The sequence below is a fragment of the Aeromonas sp. 25-AL00135 genome (assembly GCF_054052385.1).
The window spans coordinates 155,235-170,391 of record NZ_JBSTYQ010000003.1 but is presented as its reverse complement, the minus strand read 5'-3'; the positions used below and the strand labels follow the sequence as shown (position 1 = coordinate 170,391).

13 protein-coding genes are annotated in these 15,157 nt (G+C 59.8%); 9 read left to right on the top strand and 4 right to left on the bottom strand.

Annotated elements, in window-relative coordinates; translation table 11 throughout:
• Positions 1-55 precede the first annotated feature (55 nt).
• A complete protein-coding gene (locus ACW5XC_RS03635) occupies positions 56-586 on the top strand; it encodes a nucleoside deaminase (protein WP_042056572.1) in 531 nt (176 codons plus the stop codon).
• On the top strand, positions 579-1,853 hold the full coding sequence (locus ACW5XC_RS03630; protein ID WP_042056569.1) for a cyanate transporter: 1,275 nt from the start codon (positions 579-581) through the stop codon (positions 1,851-1,853). Before ACW5XC_RS03635 ends, ACW5XC_RS03630 begins: the two co-directional genes overlap by 8 nt.
• 80 nt (positions 1,854-1,933) lie before the next feature.
• On the opposite strand, the gene rluF is transcribed toward ACW5XC_RS03630, so the two are convergent.
• Positions 1,934-2,950: a 23S rRNA pseudouridine(2604) synthase RluF gene (gene rluF, locus ACW5XC_RS03625; protein ID WP_042056566.1), complete on the bottom strand. Its 1,017-nt coding sequence runs from the start codon at positions 2,948-2,950 to the stop codon at positions 1,934-1,936.
• Complete coding sequence (locus ACW5XC_RS03620) at positions 2,940-3,062, bottom strand: hypothetical protein (protein WP_005337590.1); 123 nt, start codon at positions 3,060-3,062, stop codon at positions 2,940-2,942. The genes rluF and ACW5XC_RS03620 overlap by 11 nt, the downstream gene beginning before the upstream one ends.
• Positions 3,063-3,407: 345 nt before the next feature.
• Here ACW5XC_RS03620 and ACW5XC_RS03615 point away from each other — a divergent pair, with 345 nt between their 5' ends.
• The gene (locus ACW5XC_RS03615) at positions 3,408-4,988 is read left to right on the top strand and encodes an alpha/beta hydrolase (RefSeq protein WP_042056564.1); all 1,581 of its coding nucleotides are present in this window, start codon (positions 3,408-3,410) and stop codon (positions 4,986-4,988) included.
• Between the two features lie 122 nt (positions 4,989-5,110).
• Here ACW5XC_RS03615 and ACW5XC_RS03610 read toward each other — a convergent pair whose 3' ends face one another.
• Together ACW5XC_RS03610 and ACW5XC_RS03605 are read right to left on the bottom strand one after the other, a co-directional pair.
• Positions 5,111-5,479: a VOC family protein gene (locus ACW5XC_RS03610; RefSeq protein ID WP_005337594.1), complete on the bottom strand. Its 369-nt coding sequence runs from the start codon at positions 5,477-5,479 to the stop codon at positions 5,111-5,113.
• 204 nt (positions 5,480-5,683) lie between these two features.
• Positions 5,684-5,947, bottom strand: a complete 264-nt coding sequence (locus ACW5XC_RS03605) for a hypothetical protein (protein ID WP_042056561.1) — start codon at positions 5,945-5,947, stop codon at positions 5,684-5,686.
• A 214-nt stretch (positions 5,948-6,161) separates the two neighbouring features.
• Here ACW5XC_RS03605 and ACW5XC_RS03600 point away from each other — a divergent pair, with 214 nt between their 5' ends.
• The 6 genes from ACW5XC_RS03600 to rsxG all read left to right on the top strand — a co-directional run bounded on the left by ACW5XC_RS03600 (position 6,162) and on the right by rsxG (position 15,154).
• The gene (locus tag ACW5XC_RS03600) at positions 6,162-9,305 is read left to right on the top strand and encodes a DUF3427 domain-containing protein (protein ID WP_042056558.1); all 3,144 of its coding nucleotides are present in this window, start codon (positions 6,162-6,164) and stop codon (positions 9,303-9,305) included.
• A gap of 181 nt (positions 9,306-9,486) precedes the next feature.
• Positions 9,487-10,068, top strand: a complete 582-nt coding sequence (gene rsxA / locus ACW5XC_RS03595) for an electron transport complex subunit RsxA (RefSeq protein ID WP_005337600.1) — start codon at positions 9,487-9,489, stop codon at positions 10,066-10,068.
• Between the two features lie 2 nt (positions 10,069-10,070).
• Positions 10,071-10,649: an electron transport complex subunit RsxB gene (rsxB, locus tag ACW5XC_RS03590; protein WP_005350799.1), complete on the top strand. Its 579-nt coding sequence runs from the start codon at positions 10,071-10,073 to the stop codon at positions 10,647-10,649.
• Between the two features lie 14 nt (positions 10,650-10,663).
• Positions 10,664-13,414, top strand: a complete 2,751-nt coding sequence (rsxC, locus tag ACW5XC_RS03585) for an electron transport complex subunit RsxC (RefSeq protein WP_042056555.1) — start codon at positions 10,664-10,666, stop codon at positions 13,412-13,414.
• Positions 13,415-13,425: 11 nt separating this feature from the next.
• Positions 13,426-14,478 (top strand): electron transport complex subunit RsxD, encoded by a 1,053-nt coding sequence (rsxD, locus tag ACW5XC_RS03580; RefSeq protein ID WP_042056553.1) that lies wholly within the window; start codon positions 13,426-13,428, stop codon positions 14,476-14,478.
• 43 nt (positions 14,479-14,521) lie between these two features.
• Positions 14,522-15,154 (top strand): electron transport complex subunit RsxG, encoded by a 633-nt coding sequence (gene rsxG, locus ACW5XC_RS03575; protein WP_042056550.1) that lies wholly within the window; start codon positions 14,522-14,524, stop codon positions 15,152-15,154.
• Positions 15,155-15,157: the final 3 nt, after the last annotated feature.

The window sequence follows — 15,157 nt, the reverse complement described above, 5'->3', positions numbered from 1 at the left end:
TGACTTTTTTCGCCGCTAGGCTGGCATTTGTTCTGTCAAATCAGGGTTTTTCATCATGTCACAGCCTCTTGTAGCGTCTACCCCTCTTCGCTCGCTCACCCCATCAACCTCACTCCAGACTCACCGACAATGGCTGGAGCAGGCGGTGCAACTGGCCAGAGCAAATCACCGGCAGGGCGGTCGCCCCTTCGCCGCCCTGCTGGTGCGCGATGACCAGCTGGTGGCGAGCGCGGTCAACGGCATTCATCTGGATGGCGATCCCACCCGTCACGCCGAGCTGGAGGCGCTGCGCAAGGCAAGCCAGAGCGCGCCGCTCGCGGGCAGCATCGTCTATGCCAGCGGTCACCCCTGCCCCATGTGCCTCGGCGCGCTGGTGATGAACGGTATAGCCGCCGTCTATTACGCCTTTGATAACGCCGATGCGGCCCCGTTCGGCTTTGACAGCACTGCCGCCTATCAAACGCTGGGACTGCCGCTGGCACCGCCACCTCTGCCGCTGGTCAAACTGGCCGTCACCATGACGGCGGCGGATCTCTACGGCTCCCAGTTACAACAAGCCACACAAGCAGCGCCTGATCATGAGTAAAGGGACTTTCGAACGCCCGGCAGAAGCGCGCCGCCAGCAGTTTGCCCTGCTGGTGCTGGTGATCCTGACTGGCCTGAATCTGCGCCCCTTTCTTACCGCCATCGGCCCGCTGAGCGGCGAGATTGGCCGCGCCCTGTCGCTGGGGATGGACACCCTCGCCTGGCTTACCCTGCTGCCGCTCTGGCTCATCGGGATTGGCGTGCTGCTCACTCCCAGCCTGCGTCGGCGCGCCAGTGCGTGCCAACTGCTGGGGCTGGCCCTGTTGCTGCTCGGCGTTGGCAGCGCTATGCGCTTCGATGCCCAAAGCGGTGCCTTGCTGATCGCCAGCGCGGCGCTGTGTGGATTGGGGTCGGCACTGGTACAGGGGGTGCTGCCGGCACTGATCAAGCAGGCCTTCGCCCACAAGGTGCCGCTGGTGATGGGGATCTTCTCTGCCTGCATGATGGGGGGCGGGGCATTGGGGGCCAGTCTCACCCCAAGGCTTGCAGTCAGCCTCGACTGGTCGCGGGCACTGGCGCTCTGGAGCCTGCCGGTGCTGCTGGCCCTCGTCTGGCTAGGGTGGAAAGTGCGTCTGCCAAACACCGCAGCGGTCGCCATTCCCGATGGCGAGCAGCGGCTGATCACCCTGCCACGCAGCTGGTTGCTGATCGTCTGCTTTGGCATCATCAACAGCGGTTACGGCATCGTAGTGGCCTGGCTGGCCCCCGCCTATATGGCGCAAGGGTGGAGCGCGGCGCAAGCGGGCGAGCTGGTCGCCTGGCTGGCGCTGGCGCAGACCGCCAGCGGCCTCGGTCTGCCGCTGCTGGCGGCGCGCAAGATGGATCGGCGGCCGTGGATGGGGCTTGCCATCGCCATGCAGCTGGCGGGATTTGGCGGCCTCTGGCTGGCGCCAGCCAGTGCCCCGATTCTCTGGTGCATGCTGTGCGGCGCCGGTCTTGGCGGCAGTTTTTCGCTGATCATGGTGATTGCGCTCGATCACCTGCCCGACCCGCGCCGCGCCGGCACCCTGAGCGCCCTGATGCAGGGGTTCGGCTTTATGCTGGCGGCCACCGGCCCCTGGGTCGCCGCCCGCCTCTATCACCTGTTCGGCGACTTCGCCGCCGCCTGGCAGTGGCAGCTGGGGGGCTTGCTGCTGATGAGCCTGCTGGTGCTGCGCCTCGACCCGCGCCACTACCCTCGCGTCATGGGGTTACCAATCGCCAGCGAGCCAACCCTTTCGACGGCCCTCCCGGCCAGCTCTGCGGCCCAAAGCAACACACCGGCCTGAGGCCGGTGTGTTGGAGATAATAGTGTTGGGGATAACCGTATTGGAGATGACTGGCGGCTGATGCCACTCAGGGGAGCAACTTAGCGCCCCTTCTTCTGCCGTCCGGTGTTAGCGGTGCGCGGCTTGCCAGCGGCCGGTTTGCCACCCTTGGGAGCCCCTTTGCCAGCGCCGCCCTTGTTGGCAGCACCTTTACCCGCGCCCCCCTTGCCCACCGGCAGCTTCTTCTCGAAAGCTTCCGGGCCCGGCACATTGGGACGCCCGCCAATCTCGTGATCGTCATCGCGGCGCGGCTTCTTGCCCTGCCCCGGTTTGGCGCTTGGCGCCGCAGGGGCCTTGGCCGCCTTGGGCTTGTCGCCTTTGGCCGGTTTCACCTCGGAGGAGGAGTCCTCAATCAGCTTGAACAGATCGATCAGCTCGTCGTCGGTCAGATCGCGCCACTCGCCCACCGGCAGCCCCTTGAGGCTGACATTCATGATGCGGATGCGCTCCAGCTTGGTCACTTCAAAACCGAAGTACTCGCACATGCGGCGGATCTGGCGGTTAAGCCCCTGCACCAGGGTGATGCGAAAGACGAACGGCGCCTCTTTCTTCACCTTGCACTTCTTGGTCACAGTACCGAGGATCGGCACCCCGGCCGCCATCCCGCGCACAAACTCGTCGGTCACCGGCTTGTCGACGGTCACCAGATACTCTTTCTCGTGATCGTTGCCCGCCCGCAGGATCTTGTTGACCAGATCGCCGTGGTTGGTAAGGAAGATCAGACCCTGCGAATCCTTGTCGAGACGCCCGATGGGGAAGACCCGGGTGCTGTGGTTGACGAAATCGACGATGTTGTCCTTCTCGCCCGCCTCCGTGGTACTGACGATGCCCACCGGCTTGTTGAGGGCGATCAGCACCAGACTGTCCGCCTCGCGCGGCTCGATCACCTGACCGTTCACCTTGACCAGATCGCCAACCTGCACCTGATCGCCAATCCCGGCCCGCTTGCCGTTGATAAAGACGTGGCCCTGCTCGATAAAGCGATCGGCCTCGCGGCGCGAGCAGATGCCGCTCTCGCTGATGTATTTGTTCAGGCGCATGGATTCGTTAGCCAGCATGGGTCACCTGCCACAGGTTCTGGGCTGCGCCCGGTTGTGCCATCGCCTGTTCCGGCTGCGCCGGGGAGGCTGTCTGCTGCATCAGCCAATTCACTACGTCAAAGTTCTGCATACCATTCCATCTTCAAAAAAGGCCAATGCCAGCTTATCCATCAAAAAACGCCGCTACAGTAGCATAATTGCCCCCTTTCAGGGGCAGATAGTTGCAGGGTCGCAGCGTCCAAGCGGGCATCTGCGAACAAGTTCACGCCGCCAGATGGCCCGCGATGCAGCCTTTGAACAACCAGCCTGATGCCAACGGCGGGATCCGGCGCCCACAGCCAGCGCGGCAGAACGCCATCAACTATACATATCACCTTGTTTCCATTAGGCTTTAAGCCGATTGGCTGCACCCAATGTGCTGCGCCAAACTCGCCCGCCCAGAGGCGGCCCCATCTCTATCGCCAAGGATTGCACCATGCTGGCTCACACTCGCCGCCTTGTTCGCCGTGCTCTGCTGACCCTGTTGCTGCTGTTGCTGACCGCTTGGGCGGTGATCGCCTACTTCGCCTGGCAGGCAGCGCCGCTGCAACTGTGGCACACAGTGGTGCCCCCCGAACTCAGCGCCGATGAGCTCGACAGCAGCGACTGGCAAACCTATCTGGCCCGCGAAACAGAGCTGTTCGAGCTGGTGGCCACCGAGGTAGTCGCCAAGACGCCGCCGGAGCAGCAACTGGCCAGCAATCGCTACTATCAGGACGCCCCCATCAATCCCGCCCGCTTTCAACAGAACTGGAACCGCTCCTACCTGCTGCGCCCCGAGGGGGACATCAAAGGGGTGGCGGTGCTGCTGCACGGCCTGACCGACTCCCCCTACAGTCTGCGCCATCTGGCCAGACGCTATCAGCAGCAGGGCTTTATCGCGCTGGGGCTGAGGATCCCCGGCCACGGCACAGTGCCCGCTGGCCTCGTGGATGTGGATTGGGAAACCTGGCTGGCCGCCACCCGACTGGCGGTGCGGGAGGCCAGATTGCTGGCGCCGGGCAAGCGGCCGCTGCATCTGGTAGGCTTTTCCAACGGCGGCGCGCTGGCGGTGAAATATGCGCTCGATGCGCTGGCCGACCCGAGCGGTGCGCTGGCAAAACCGGATCGGCTGGTGCTGATCTCCCCGATGATCGGGGTGACCCGCTTTGCCCGCTTCGCCGGGCTCAAGGCCGTGCCTGCCCTGCTGCCCGCCTTTGCCAACGCAGCCTGGCTCGACACCATGCCGGAGTTCAACCCGTTCAAGTACAACTCGTTTCCGGTCAACGGGGCTCGCCAGTCCTATCGCCTGACCCACGCCATCCAGCAGCAGGTGCGCCAGCTGGCCGCCAGTGGCGAGCTGGCGGCATTTCCCCCCGCCCTCACCTTCCAGTCGGTGATGGACTACACCGTCAGCACCCGCTCCATCATTGCCGATCTCTACCACTACCTGCCGGCCAACGGCAGCGAACTGGTGCTGTTTGATATCAACCGCAGCACCCTGTTTGGCCCGCTGATGAGCTCGGCCTCCGAGCTGGCGCTGCACCGCTTGCTGCCAAACGCCCCCCAGCACTATCGCCTCACCGTGGTGGGCAATGTCGAACCCGCCTCCCCCGCGACGCAGGCCAGAACGCTGGCCACCGGCGATCAGCCTGAACAACTCCGCCCGCTGGGTATCGATTATCCCAAGGAGATCTACTCCCTCTCCCATGTGGCGCTCCCCTTCCCGATGGACGACCCCCTCTATGGTATGGCGGCGCGCCCGGAGCAGCGGGAGCAATACGGCATCAATCTCGGCGGTCTGGCCCTGCGCGGCGAGCGCGGCGTGCTGATCGTCAACCCCGGCGCCCTCACCCGCACCTCCTCCAACCCCTTCTACCCCTATCTGCAGCAGCGGGTAATGGAGACCCTCACCGCCCCTCCCGTCGCCCCGTCTGCTGCCGTAACCCCTGCCAGCAGCGGTCAACCTGATGCGGCCTATCAGGCAGAAGTGGAGCAGTTTTTACAGGAGAGCGACGAGAGCAGCGCGCCTTTCTAGGGCGTTTCTGGAGTATCGGCAAAGAGCCACTGGCGCTGGGTCGATGGCGATACAAGAAAGGGGCCGTCAATTGACGGCCCCTTTCTATTGCTGATGGCGATGGGTGTGATGGCTTGATGGGCTCAGGGATAGATGCTCACTTCTATCAGATTCTGATCCGGGTCGAGGAAGTAGATGGATTCTATCGGCCCACAGGCACCGCTTTTGGTCACCGGCCCCTCGACAATCTCCACCCCGTGGCAGGCAAGCTGGGCCATCACCTGCTCCAGCGGCCAGCGGGTGATAAGGCAGACATCTCCCGACCCCACCTGCGCCCGATTGCGCGGCTCCTGCCCCAACAGTTGCAGATTGATCTTCTGGTTGCCAAACCCTACCGCCCGGCGCCCCGCACCGAAGGTGATGGCCTCCATATTGAGCACCGAACTGTAAAACGCCACGGCCCGTTCGATATCACTGACCGTCAATACCAGATGGTCGATATGGCTGATCATGGTTACCTCCTGGTGGTGATCTGGCTGATGTGACCGGCATATACCCGCAAACATCCGACTGTTGCCGCCACGGCGGGCTACCCCATCATACCCGGCAAGGGGGAACCCATGTGTGCCGTGACGCGCAAAGAGAGCGCAAATGATGATGTAATTTTTAAGGGGTGTTCAGTTGGGCGTTGCAATGGCTGCTGTTGTCGCGTTTGGCTAACTCTTCACTGGCATTAATGCTTCTGGAGTCATCACAATGAGCGGGATGGCCAGCGCCTGACTCAACCGCTCCGCCAGTTCGTAGGCAGGGCCGATGGTGTCGTAGTCTGCCACACAGGTTGCCAAGGCACAGCCGTTGCTCTCTTCGACTCGCAAGTAAACGCTGTAGCCTTGAACGGTCAGACCGCTGTCACGCACCACTTGTATCTCACCTTCCTGATTGATGGCCTCCAGTTCAACCGCTACCGGTTTCTTGAACATTTGTACTCCTCAGTCACTGCAGATAGTGGCAGTAATAAAGCCCAGCATGGGGTAAGAAAAAAATGCTGCCACATCTTGAATCTGCGAGCCACGTGAAAAAATTAATAATACGGGCTCCATAACCAAACATGCCACCGATAATAACATGCTGATTTAGATGAAAAAAATGATATTATCCCTTTCTTCTATAGACAATGTTAGAGGCTCGTGCGTGATGCAACAATGCGGTATTTATGAACAGCTCATTACTCAACTGCTGACATCTCGACTCGACCGTGAGCGCTTTTACGTAGGGGAACGCCAACTTGAGCCTGCCGAAGCGGCAGTTTGGTTATCCAGATTTCTGAGTCGGGTTTTGGAATATGCGGTGGGTTCGGTAACTGGTGAAGATCAGCTGCAACAGCAGATTGAGCTGGCTAACCAGTTATTGCTTTGGCTAAAGGATCGCACCCAAGACCCAGACTTTATTGGCGAGAACCTCATCGATAGTCAGGGGAAAATTCTGACAGCGCTCTACCAGTTGGATAACCCCATCTCAGCCAATTTAAAGCAATATGCCGAGGATATTTTCCCTCTGACCGGTCTAACGCAAAGTGAGCTGTTCTGCGGCAGCAATGCGGGTTTGTCGATGGAGTCGGAGATTAAACGGGAGATATTATCTGCAGATAGCATCTGCTGGCTGGTCTCATTTATCAAATGGGCAGGTATCCGTATTTTCCGTCATGAGCTGGAAGAGTTCACCCATAGCGGCCGCCAATTAAAAGTAATTACTACTTCTTATATGGGGGCAACCGACGCCAAGGCAGTTGAATTTTTAGCCAGCCTCCCCAATACCGAAGTCAAACTCAGCTATAACACCCAGCGCGAGCGGTTGCATGCCAAGAGTTATCTCTTTTGCCGAAATACCGGCTTTCATACCGGCTATATAGGTTCCTCCAATCTCTCTCACTCTGCCCTCACCAGCGGCTTGGAGTGGAACCTAAAAATCACCTCGCAAGAGATCCCTCATATTATCGAGAAATCCCTGAGTACCTTTGAAACCTATTGGGAATCCGATGATTTTGAGCTGTTTGATGGCAAGCTCGAAAGCCGTACAAAATTGCAGCATGCCCTGCAAGAGGCCCGTGGCGATGGGGACAAAAATAACCCGGCCTATTTCTTTGATATCGCGCCGTTTCCCCATCAACAGGAGATCCTTGAACAATTGGCGATGGAGCGCACTTTACACCAGCGCTTCCGTAACTTGGTGGTTGCGGCCACCGGTACAGGGAAAACCCTGATCTCCGCTTTTGATTTTGCGCGTTTTCTGAAAACCAAACCCGATGCCAAGTTTCTGTTTGTCGCCCACAAAGAGGAGATCTTGCGCCAAGCATTGGCCTCATACCGCGGTGTGCTCAAGCAATCCAATTTTGGCGAACTCTTGGTCGGCGGTGCCGTACCTACTCACTACCGTCAGCTATTTGCCTCGGTGCAATCCTTGAATAACCAGCTGGCTAATTTACGTCTTAGCCCAGACTATTTCGATTACATTGTCATCGATGAGGTTCACCATATTGCAGCGGCCAGTTATCGTGGTCTGCTCGCCGCCTTTGAACCTCACATTCTGTTGGGATTAACCGCAACGCCAGATCGCCATGATGGCGGCGATATTCTCGCTGATTTTTGTGGTGTCATCGCAGCGGAGATCCGTTTACCAGAGGCCATCAATCGTCGCCATCTCTGTCCGTTCCAATATTTTGGTATCGACGATGATACTGACTTGCGCCAAGTGACTTGGAAAAGTGGTCGTTATGACATCACTGAGCTCACCAATATCTACACCCATAATCAACAGCGGGTACAGAAAATAGTCCAAAGCCTCTATGAGATCGTCACCGATATTACCAAGATCAAAGCGCTGGCATTTTGTGTGAGCCGCGAACATGCCGATTTTATGTGCAAGGCATTTTTATTGAAGGGCATCAAGGCTGACATCCTCACCAGCGATAACCGAGACGAGCGTCATAGCAAACAACAGGATTTGCGTACCGGCGTTATCAATATTCTCTGCGTGGTAGACATCTTCAACGAAGGTGTTGATATCCCAGAAGTCGATACCTTGCTGTTTTTACGACCAACGGAAAGCCTCACCATTTTCTTGCAGCAATTAGGGCGGGGCCTGCGGCTGGCGAACGATAAAGAGTGCTGTACCGTGTTGGATTTTGTTGGCAATGCTCGCGCAGAGTATGACTTTGCCCAAAAATTCCGGTCTCTGGTGGGTAAAACCAATAAGGCGATCAGCCACGAAATCAAACAAGGCTTTCCCCATGCCCCATTGGGTTGCCGCATCGAACTCTCAAAACAGACCCAAGAGTTAATTCTGAGCAATATCAAGAAGGCGACTCTCAATACCTCGCGCCTCATGGGCCTGATCCGCCGTTTCTCACAGGATTGCGATTTACCGCTGACACTGGCGAACTTTTTGAAGTTCTACCCTCACATCAGCCTTGAGGAGATCTACAAGCGCGGCAATTGGAGCACCTTGGTCAAACAAGCCCGCAACCACACTGTTTCTGAAATGAGCGATGAGAAGCTATCTACCCTCTACACCCGGGCCATCAAAACCCGGCTATTGGGCTGCGATGCGCTCCATTACTTGCACTTCTTACAAACCTTGGTGGAAAGCACCTTTACCTTAACGGCTGAGCAGGATGAGCGGATGGCTTTGATGTGCCATTACGACTTCTGGCAACAAAGCGGACCCAACGCCGGCTTTAGCTCCTTGGCGCACAGCCTGAAACAACTCAATCAACCAGAGTTGAGGGCCGAGCTTGCAGATCTGTTGCCCATGCTGATCAACCGGGTGCAACACGAGCAACTGGCCATGCCTGACCTTCCCGGCAATCCACTGCAACTGCATGCCCGTTATGCCAGAGAGCAGGTACTGGTTGGCTTTGGCGCGACCACCTTCGCGCAGCAACCCACGGCTCGCGAAGGGGTCTATGTCATCGCAGAGCAAAATATCGAGTTGCTGTTCGTGACCTTGAACAAAACGGAGCAGCACTTCTCCCCCACTACCCGTTATCACGACTACGCCATCAACGAGTCGCTGTTTCATTGGCAGAGCCAAAACAGCGCTCGCCCAGAACGGGGTAAGGGGCTGAGTTACATCAACCACAGAGCAGAAGGTAAGCGCTTGTTTTTGTTCGTCCGCGAGCAGAGCAAAGATGAATTTGGCCGCACCCTTGGCTTTGTGAACTTTGGTGAGGTGGAGTACGTATCCCACACTGGCAGCCAACCGATGAACATTAAATGGCGTCTCACTACTCCGATGCCGCCATTTATGTGGAAAGAAGCCGCCAAACTGGCTGTTGGTTAGTAAGGCTTCTCACCCGGTGGGGATATGGCGCAAAACCCACCGGATTCTCGCCCAAAACCCCGGCTAAATTATCCAGTTGCATAATAACCATGCGGCCTTGCGGTTGTTTAACTGGCCCTAACGTCAGATAATACCGCCCGCCTTCAAACCCCGATAACCCGACTTTCAGTGACGGTAATTGATGACTGAGTACCTGCTTTTATTGATCGGCACCGTGCTGGTTAACAACTTCGTGCTGGTGAAATTCCTCGGCCTCTGCCCCTTTATGGGGGTCTCCGGCAAGCTGGAAACCGCCATCGGCATGGGGCTGGCGACCACCTTCGTGATGACCCTCGCCAGTGCCAGCTCCTATCTGGTGGAGCACTATATCCTGCTGCCGCTGGATATCGCCTATCTGCGCACCCTCGCCTTTATTCTGGTGATCGCCGTGGTGGTGCAGTTTACCGAGATGGTGGTGCGCAAGAGCAGCCCGACCCTCTATCGCCTGCTGGGGATCTTCCTGCCGCTCATCACCACCAACTGTGCGGTGCTCGGGGTGGCGCTGCTCAGCATCAATGAGCGACACGACTTTATCCAGAGCGTGATCTACGGCTTTGGCGCCGCCACCGGCTTCTCGCTGGTGTTGATCCTGTTTGCCGCCATGCGCGAGCGTCTGGTCGCAGCCGATGTGCCCGCCCCGTTTCGCGGGGTATCGATTGCCATGATCACCGCCGGTCTGATGTCGCTGGCCTTTATGGGCTTTACCGGCCTTATCAAGATATAACCATGATCCATATTCTCTTTGCCATTCTGGTGCTCACCCTGCTGGCGCTGGCGTTCGGGATTATCCTGGGCTTTGCCGCCGTCAAGTTTCATGTGGAAGCAGACCCCATCGTCGATCAGCTCGATGCCCTGCTGCCCCAGACCCAGTGTGGCCAGTGCGGCTATCCCGGCTGCAAACCCTACGCCGAGGCGCTCGCCAACGGCGATCAGATCAACAAGTGCGTACCCGGTGGCGAGGCCACCATGCGCAAGATTGCCGATCTGATGGGGGTCGAGCCCCAGCCGCTGGGGGGCAGTGACGAGGCCGCTGTGCCAGTCAAAAAGGTCGCCTTTATCCACGAAGATCAGTGCATCGGCTGCACCAAGTGCATTCAGGCCTGCCCGGTGGATGCCATCGTCGGCGCCACCAAGGCGATGCATACCGTGATTGCCAACGAGTGCACCGGTTGCGATCTCTGTGTTGATCCCTGCCCGACCGACTGCATCGAGATGATCCCGGTGCCCACCACGGTCGATAACTGGAAGTGGGATCTCAATAACGTGCATGTTCCGGGCAAGATTCCGGTCAAGATAGTGGAATAAACAGCGGAGCAACCATGCATTCCTTACTCGAACGTATCAAAGCCGGCACGCTCTGGGACTTTCACGGTGGCATTCACCCCGCCGACAACAAGCTGCAATCAAGCCAGAGCCCGGTGGTAGACGCCGGTCTGCCACCGCGCCTCATCATTCCGCTGCGCCAGCACGCAGGCCCCGCCGGCGATCTACTGGTGCAGGTGGGCGACAAGGTCAAGAAGGGTCAGCCGCTGACCCGTTATGCCAAGGGGCGGGTCGTCCCTGTCCATGCCTCTACCTCCGGCACCATCACCGAGATTGGCAACCACACGGTTGCCCACCCCTCCGGGCTCGGCGATCTCTGCGTCATTCTCACCCCCGATGGCGAAGATGAATGGGGCGAACGCAACGGCAAAGCCGATTATTGGAATCTGGAGCGGGGCGAGCTGCTCGAGCGCATTCAGCAAGCGGGGGTAGCGGGCCTTGGCGGCGCCGTGTTCCCCACTCACAGCAAGCTCGATGGCCGCGGCCAGCTCACCGAGATCCTGATCGTCAACGGGCTGGAGTGCGAACCCTATATCACCACCGACGATCGGTTGATGCAGCAGTATGCCGACGAGATCATGGATGGCATCCGGGTGCTCAAGCACCTGCTCAAACCCAAGCTGACCCTGATCGGGGTGGAAGACAACAAGCCCGAGGCGATCGAGCAGCTGACCCGCCACGCCACAGACCCGGATGTGCTGGTCAAGACGGTGCCGACCAAGTACCCCTCGGGCGGTGCCAAGCAGACAATCGAGCTGCTGACCGGCCGTCAGGTGCCCAAAGGCGGCCGCGCGGTCGATATCGGCATCATGGTGCTCAACGTCGCCACCGTGTTTGCCATCAAACGCGCCATTATCGACGGCGAGCCGCTGATCGAGCGGATCGTCACCCTCACCGGCGACAGCTTCAAAAAACCCGGCAATGCCTGGGTGCGCCTCGGTACGCCGGTACGCTGGCTGTTGCAGCGTTTCGAGCTGCAACCGGAAGCGGAGCAGCGGGTGATCATGGGTGGCCCCATGATGGGCTTTACCCTGCCCCACGCCATGGTGCCTGTGGTCAAGGCCACCAACTGCCTGCTGGCGCCGACGCAGGCCGAACTGCCCGCCCCCGGCCCGGAGCAGCCCTGCATCCGTTGCAGCGCCTGCGCCGATGCCTGCCCGGCTACCCTGCTGCCGCAAGAGCTCTACTGGTACAGCCGGGCCAAGGAGTATGACAAGGCCGAAAAGCTCAACCTGATGGACTGCATCGAGTGCGGCGCCTGCGCCTGGGTCTGCCCAAGCGAGATCCCGCTGGTGCAGTACTACAAGATTGCCAAAGACGACATTCGCGAAGCCCGCGCCGAGGCCGAGAAGGCCGAGCGCGCCAAGCAGCGATTCGAAGCCAAGCAGGCCCGTTTCGAGCGGGAGAAAGCAGCCCGCGAAGCGCGCCACGCCGAAGCCGCCGCCCAGCGCCGTCAGACCATGACGGCCGCAGGCGGGGAAGATCCGGTGGCAGCGGCCCTCGCCCGCATCAAGGCCAAGCAGGATGCCCCCATCACAGCCATTGCCGCCACCGCCGAGGGCTTGCCTGACAATAGCGCCGTGATTGCCGCCCGCGAAGCCCGCAAACGGGAAGCGGAGGCGCGCCGCGCCGCCAAACTGGCGGAGAGCGCAAATAGCGAAACAGCCGCTGCGCCGCAATCCGCCGAGGCGGTTGACCCATCCAGCGATCCCAAGAAAGCGGCCATCGCCGCGGCCCTTGCTCGTGCCAAGGCCAAGAAAGCGGCTCAGGCTGGCGATAGCGCCGAGCCTGCGACTGCCGAAACCACTGCTGCGCCTGCGGTAGATGTTGATCAGCAAAAGACAGAGGCCGATCCGAAAAAGGCAGCGATTGCCGCCGCCATCGCCCGTGCCAAGGCCAAAAAGGCCGAGGCGAATGGCGCGCCGGTAAGCGCAGCCAACAGCGCGGTAGCAGACGCAGGCTCGCAAGGCGATGCGCCATCTGCTGCCAGCGAAGCAGTTGACTCCAAGAAAGCTGCAATTGCCGCCGCCATTGCCCGCGCCAAGGCCAAAAAGGCGGCCCAGCAGGGTGACAGCGCTGAGGGCGATCTGACTGCAAACGCAGGCACCAGCGACACGGCTGCAACCCAAAGCGATGCGCAATCTGCTATCAGCGAAGCGGTTGATCCCAAGAAAGCCGCTATCGCGGCTGCTATCGCCCGTGCCAAGGCCAAAAAGCTGGCCCAGCAGGGCGAAAGTGCCGGTGCTGAAGGTGCGCAGAGTGAGCCAGCAGCCAGCGCACAGACCCGCGACGTGGCGGTAGCCAAGAGCGAAGTAACCACCAGCCAAAGCGATACGGCTGCAAGCGAAGCGGTCGATCCCAAGAAAGCCGCTATCGCCGCAGCCATCGCCCGGGCCAAGGCCAAAAAGCTGGCCCAGCAGAGCGCAAATACCAGTGCTGAGGTAGAAAATGCCGATGCTGAGGTAGAAAGTGCCGCTACTCAGTTAGATAGAGCCGGAACTGAGGGTGAGCGCGCATCGGCTGAGCCGATGCAAAGCGATGCAGCTAGCAGTGAGCAACCACTTGCCGTCACTGCCGCGCCTGAAGCGAGCGCCCCTGCGGCTGATGCCCCGGTTGATCCGAAAAAAGCGGCCATTGCAGCCGCGGTGGCCCGCGCCAAGGCGAAGAAGCTGGCAGCCGAGGCAGCCAGAGCCGCAGAGACCGCCGCTGAAGATGCCCCGTCAGCCGACCGAACAACCACAAGGTAATCGACAGACTCATGTTCAATATTGCGACTGCGCCGTTTGCCCATAACCGCAAACAGACCCGAACCCTGATGCTGCTGGTGATCCTGGCCTGCGTGCCGGGCTTGCTGGCCCAGACCTGGTTCTTCGGCTGGGGCTCTTTTATCCAGATCCTGCTGGCGCTGGTCACTGCGCTGCTGTGCGAGGCGCTGGTGCTCAAGCTCCGTGGCCGCGCCATCAAGCCTGCCCTGATGGATGGCAGTGCGGCGCTCACCGCCGTGCTGATCGGTCTCTCCCTGCCGCCGCTGCTGCCGTGGTGGATGCTGGTGGTGGGCACGGCCTTTGCCATCATTGTCGCCAAACACCTTTACGGCGGACTGGGCCAGAACCTGTTCAACCCGGCCATGGTGGCCTATGTGCTGCTGCTGGTCTCCTTCCCGGTGCAGATGACCAGCTGGCTGCCGCCGGAGAGCGTGCGCGCCTACAGCCTCGGCTTTGGTGATGCAGCGTCGGTGATCTTCACCGGCTTTAGCCTCGACGGCTACAGCATGGCCCAGCTCAAGCAGGGGGTGGATGGTCTCACCATGGCAACTCCCCTCGATACCCTGAAAACCGGCCTGACTCAGGGGCTCACCACCGGCGAGATCCTGAGCGGCCCGCTGTTCGAGGGTTGGGGCGGCATCGGCTGGAGCTGGGTCAACCTCGGCTATCTGCTGGGCGGCCTGTTCCTGCTGCAACAGAAAGTGATCAACTGGCGCATTCCCACCGCGATTCTCGGTGCCCTGCTGGCGGCCTCCACCATCGGCTATCTGGTAAGCCCGGATGCGACTGCCACGCCCATGTTCCATCTCTTTAGCGGCGCGACTATGCTGGGAGCCTTCTTTATCGCCACCGATCCGGTCAGTGCCTGCACCACGCCGCGCGGCCGACTGGTCTATGGCGTGCTGATCGGAATGCTGGTCTACATCATTCGCCGCTTTGGCGGCTATCCGGATGCGTTTGCCTTCGCCGTGCTGCTGGCCAACCTTTGTGTGCCGTTTATTGACAGCCTGACTCGCCCGAAAGTGTATGGAGCTCGTCGCCAATGATGTTTCTGCCCTTTTCCCCCATCACAGCTGACGGAGCCCGGACATGTTAAAGAGCATGCGCAAGAACGGCCTTATTCTGGCGATGTTTGCGCTGGGCTGTACCGCGCTGGTGGTACTGACCAACGAGCTGACCAAGGATAAAATCGCCCACCAGCAGCAGCTGGAGAAGCAGCAGACCCTCTCGGTATTGCTGCCGGAGGGGAGCTATGACAACGATCTGGTGGCCAGCTGCAAGCAGGTGACCAGCAGGAAGTATCTCGGCAGTGATCAGCCGCAAGCCCTCTATACCGCCAGCAAGCATGGCGTGGTGACCGGCTATGCATTGGAGGCGATCGCGCCGGATGGTTACAGCGGGGCGATCCGCATCGTGGCGGGCTTTGATGCCAAGGGCACCATCACCGCCGTGCGCGTGCTCGCTCACAACGAGACCCCGGGCCTGGGTGACAAGATCGAGCTGAAAAAATCGGACTGGATCAACAGCTTTGCCGGAAAATTCCTGACCCATGACAACGAGCCCCAGTGGGCGGTGAAGAAGGATGGCGGCGAGTTCGATGCTTTTACTGGTGCCACCATCACCCCGCGAGCCGTGGTCAAGGCGGTGAAGAACCTGCTTAAACTGCAGCAGGAGCAACCCGAACTGCTCAGCAACGCCCCGGCTTGTCCGGCGGCGAACTAACGG

What these genes read in the sequence shown, in the direction of transcription:
- rsxC (WP_042056555.1), top strand. Translation starts at nt 10,664, where the DNA reads ATGCATTCCTTACTCGAACGTATCAAAGCCGGCACGCTCTGGGACTTT.
- ACW5XC_RS03610 (WP_005337594.1), bottom strand. Translation starts at nt 5,479, where the DNA reads ATGATCAGCCATATCGACCATCTGGTATTGACGGTCAGTGATATCGAA.
- rsxD (WP_042056553.1), top strand. Translation starts at nt 13,426, where the DNA reads ATGTTCAATATTGCGACTGCGCCGTTTGCCCATAACCGCAAACAGACC.
- ACW5XC_RS03600 (WP_042056558.1), top strand. Translation starts at nt 6,162, where the DNA reads ATGCAACAATGCGGTATTTATGAACAGCTCATTACTCAACTGCTGACA.
- ACW5XC_RS03630 (WP_042056569.1), top strand. Translation starts at nt 579, where the DNA reads ATGAGTAAAGGGACTTTCGAACGCCCGGCAGAAGCGCGCCGCCAGCAG.
- rsxB (WP_005350799.1), top strand. Translation starts at nt 10,071, where the DNA reads ATGATCCATATTCTCTTTGCCATTCTGGTGCTCACCCTGCTGGCGCTG.
- rluF (WP_042056566.1), bottom strand. Translation starts at nt 2,950, where the DNA reads ATGCTGGCTAACGAATCCATGCGCCTGAACAAATACATCAGCGAGAGC.
- ACW5XC_RS03635 (WP_042056572.1), top strand. Translation starts at nt 56, where the DNA reads ATGTCACAGCCTCTTGTAGCGTCTACCCCTCTTCGCTCGCTCACCCCA.
- rsxG (WP_042056550.1), top strand. Translation starts at nt 14,522, where the DNA reads ATGTTAAAGAGCATGCGCAAGAACGGCCTTATTCTGGCGATGTTTGCG.
- ACW5XC_RS03615 (WP_042056564.1), top strand. Translation starts at nt 3,408, where the DNA reads ATGCTGGCTCACACTCGCCGCCTTGTTCGCCGTGCTCTGCTGACCCTG.
- ACW5XC_RS03620 (WP_005337590.1), bottom strand. Translation starts at nt 3,062, where the DNA reads ATGCAGAACTTTGACGTAGTGAATTGGCTGATGCAGCAGACAGCCTCC.
- rsxA (WP_005337600.1), top strand. Translation starts at nt 9,487, where the DNA reads ATGACTGAGTACCTGCTTTTATTGATCGGCACCGTGCTGGTTAACAAC.
- ACW5XC_RS03605 (WP_042056561.1), bottom strand. Translation starts at nt 5,947, where the DNA reads ATGTTCAAGAAACCGGTAGCGGTTGAACTGGAGGCCATCAATCAGGAA.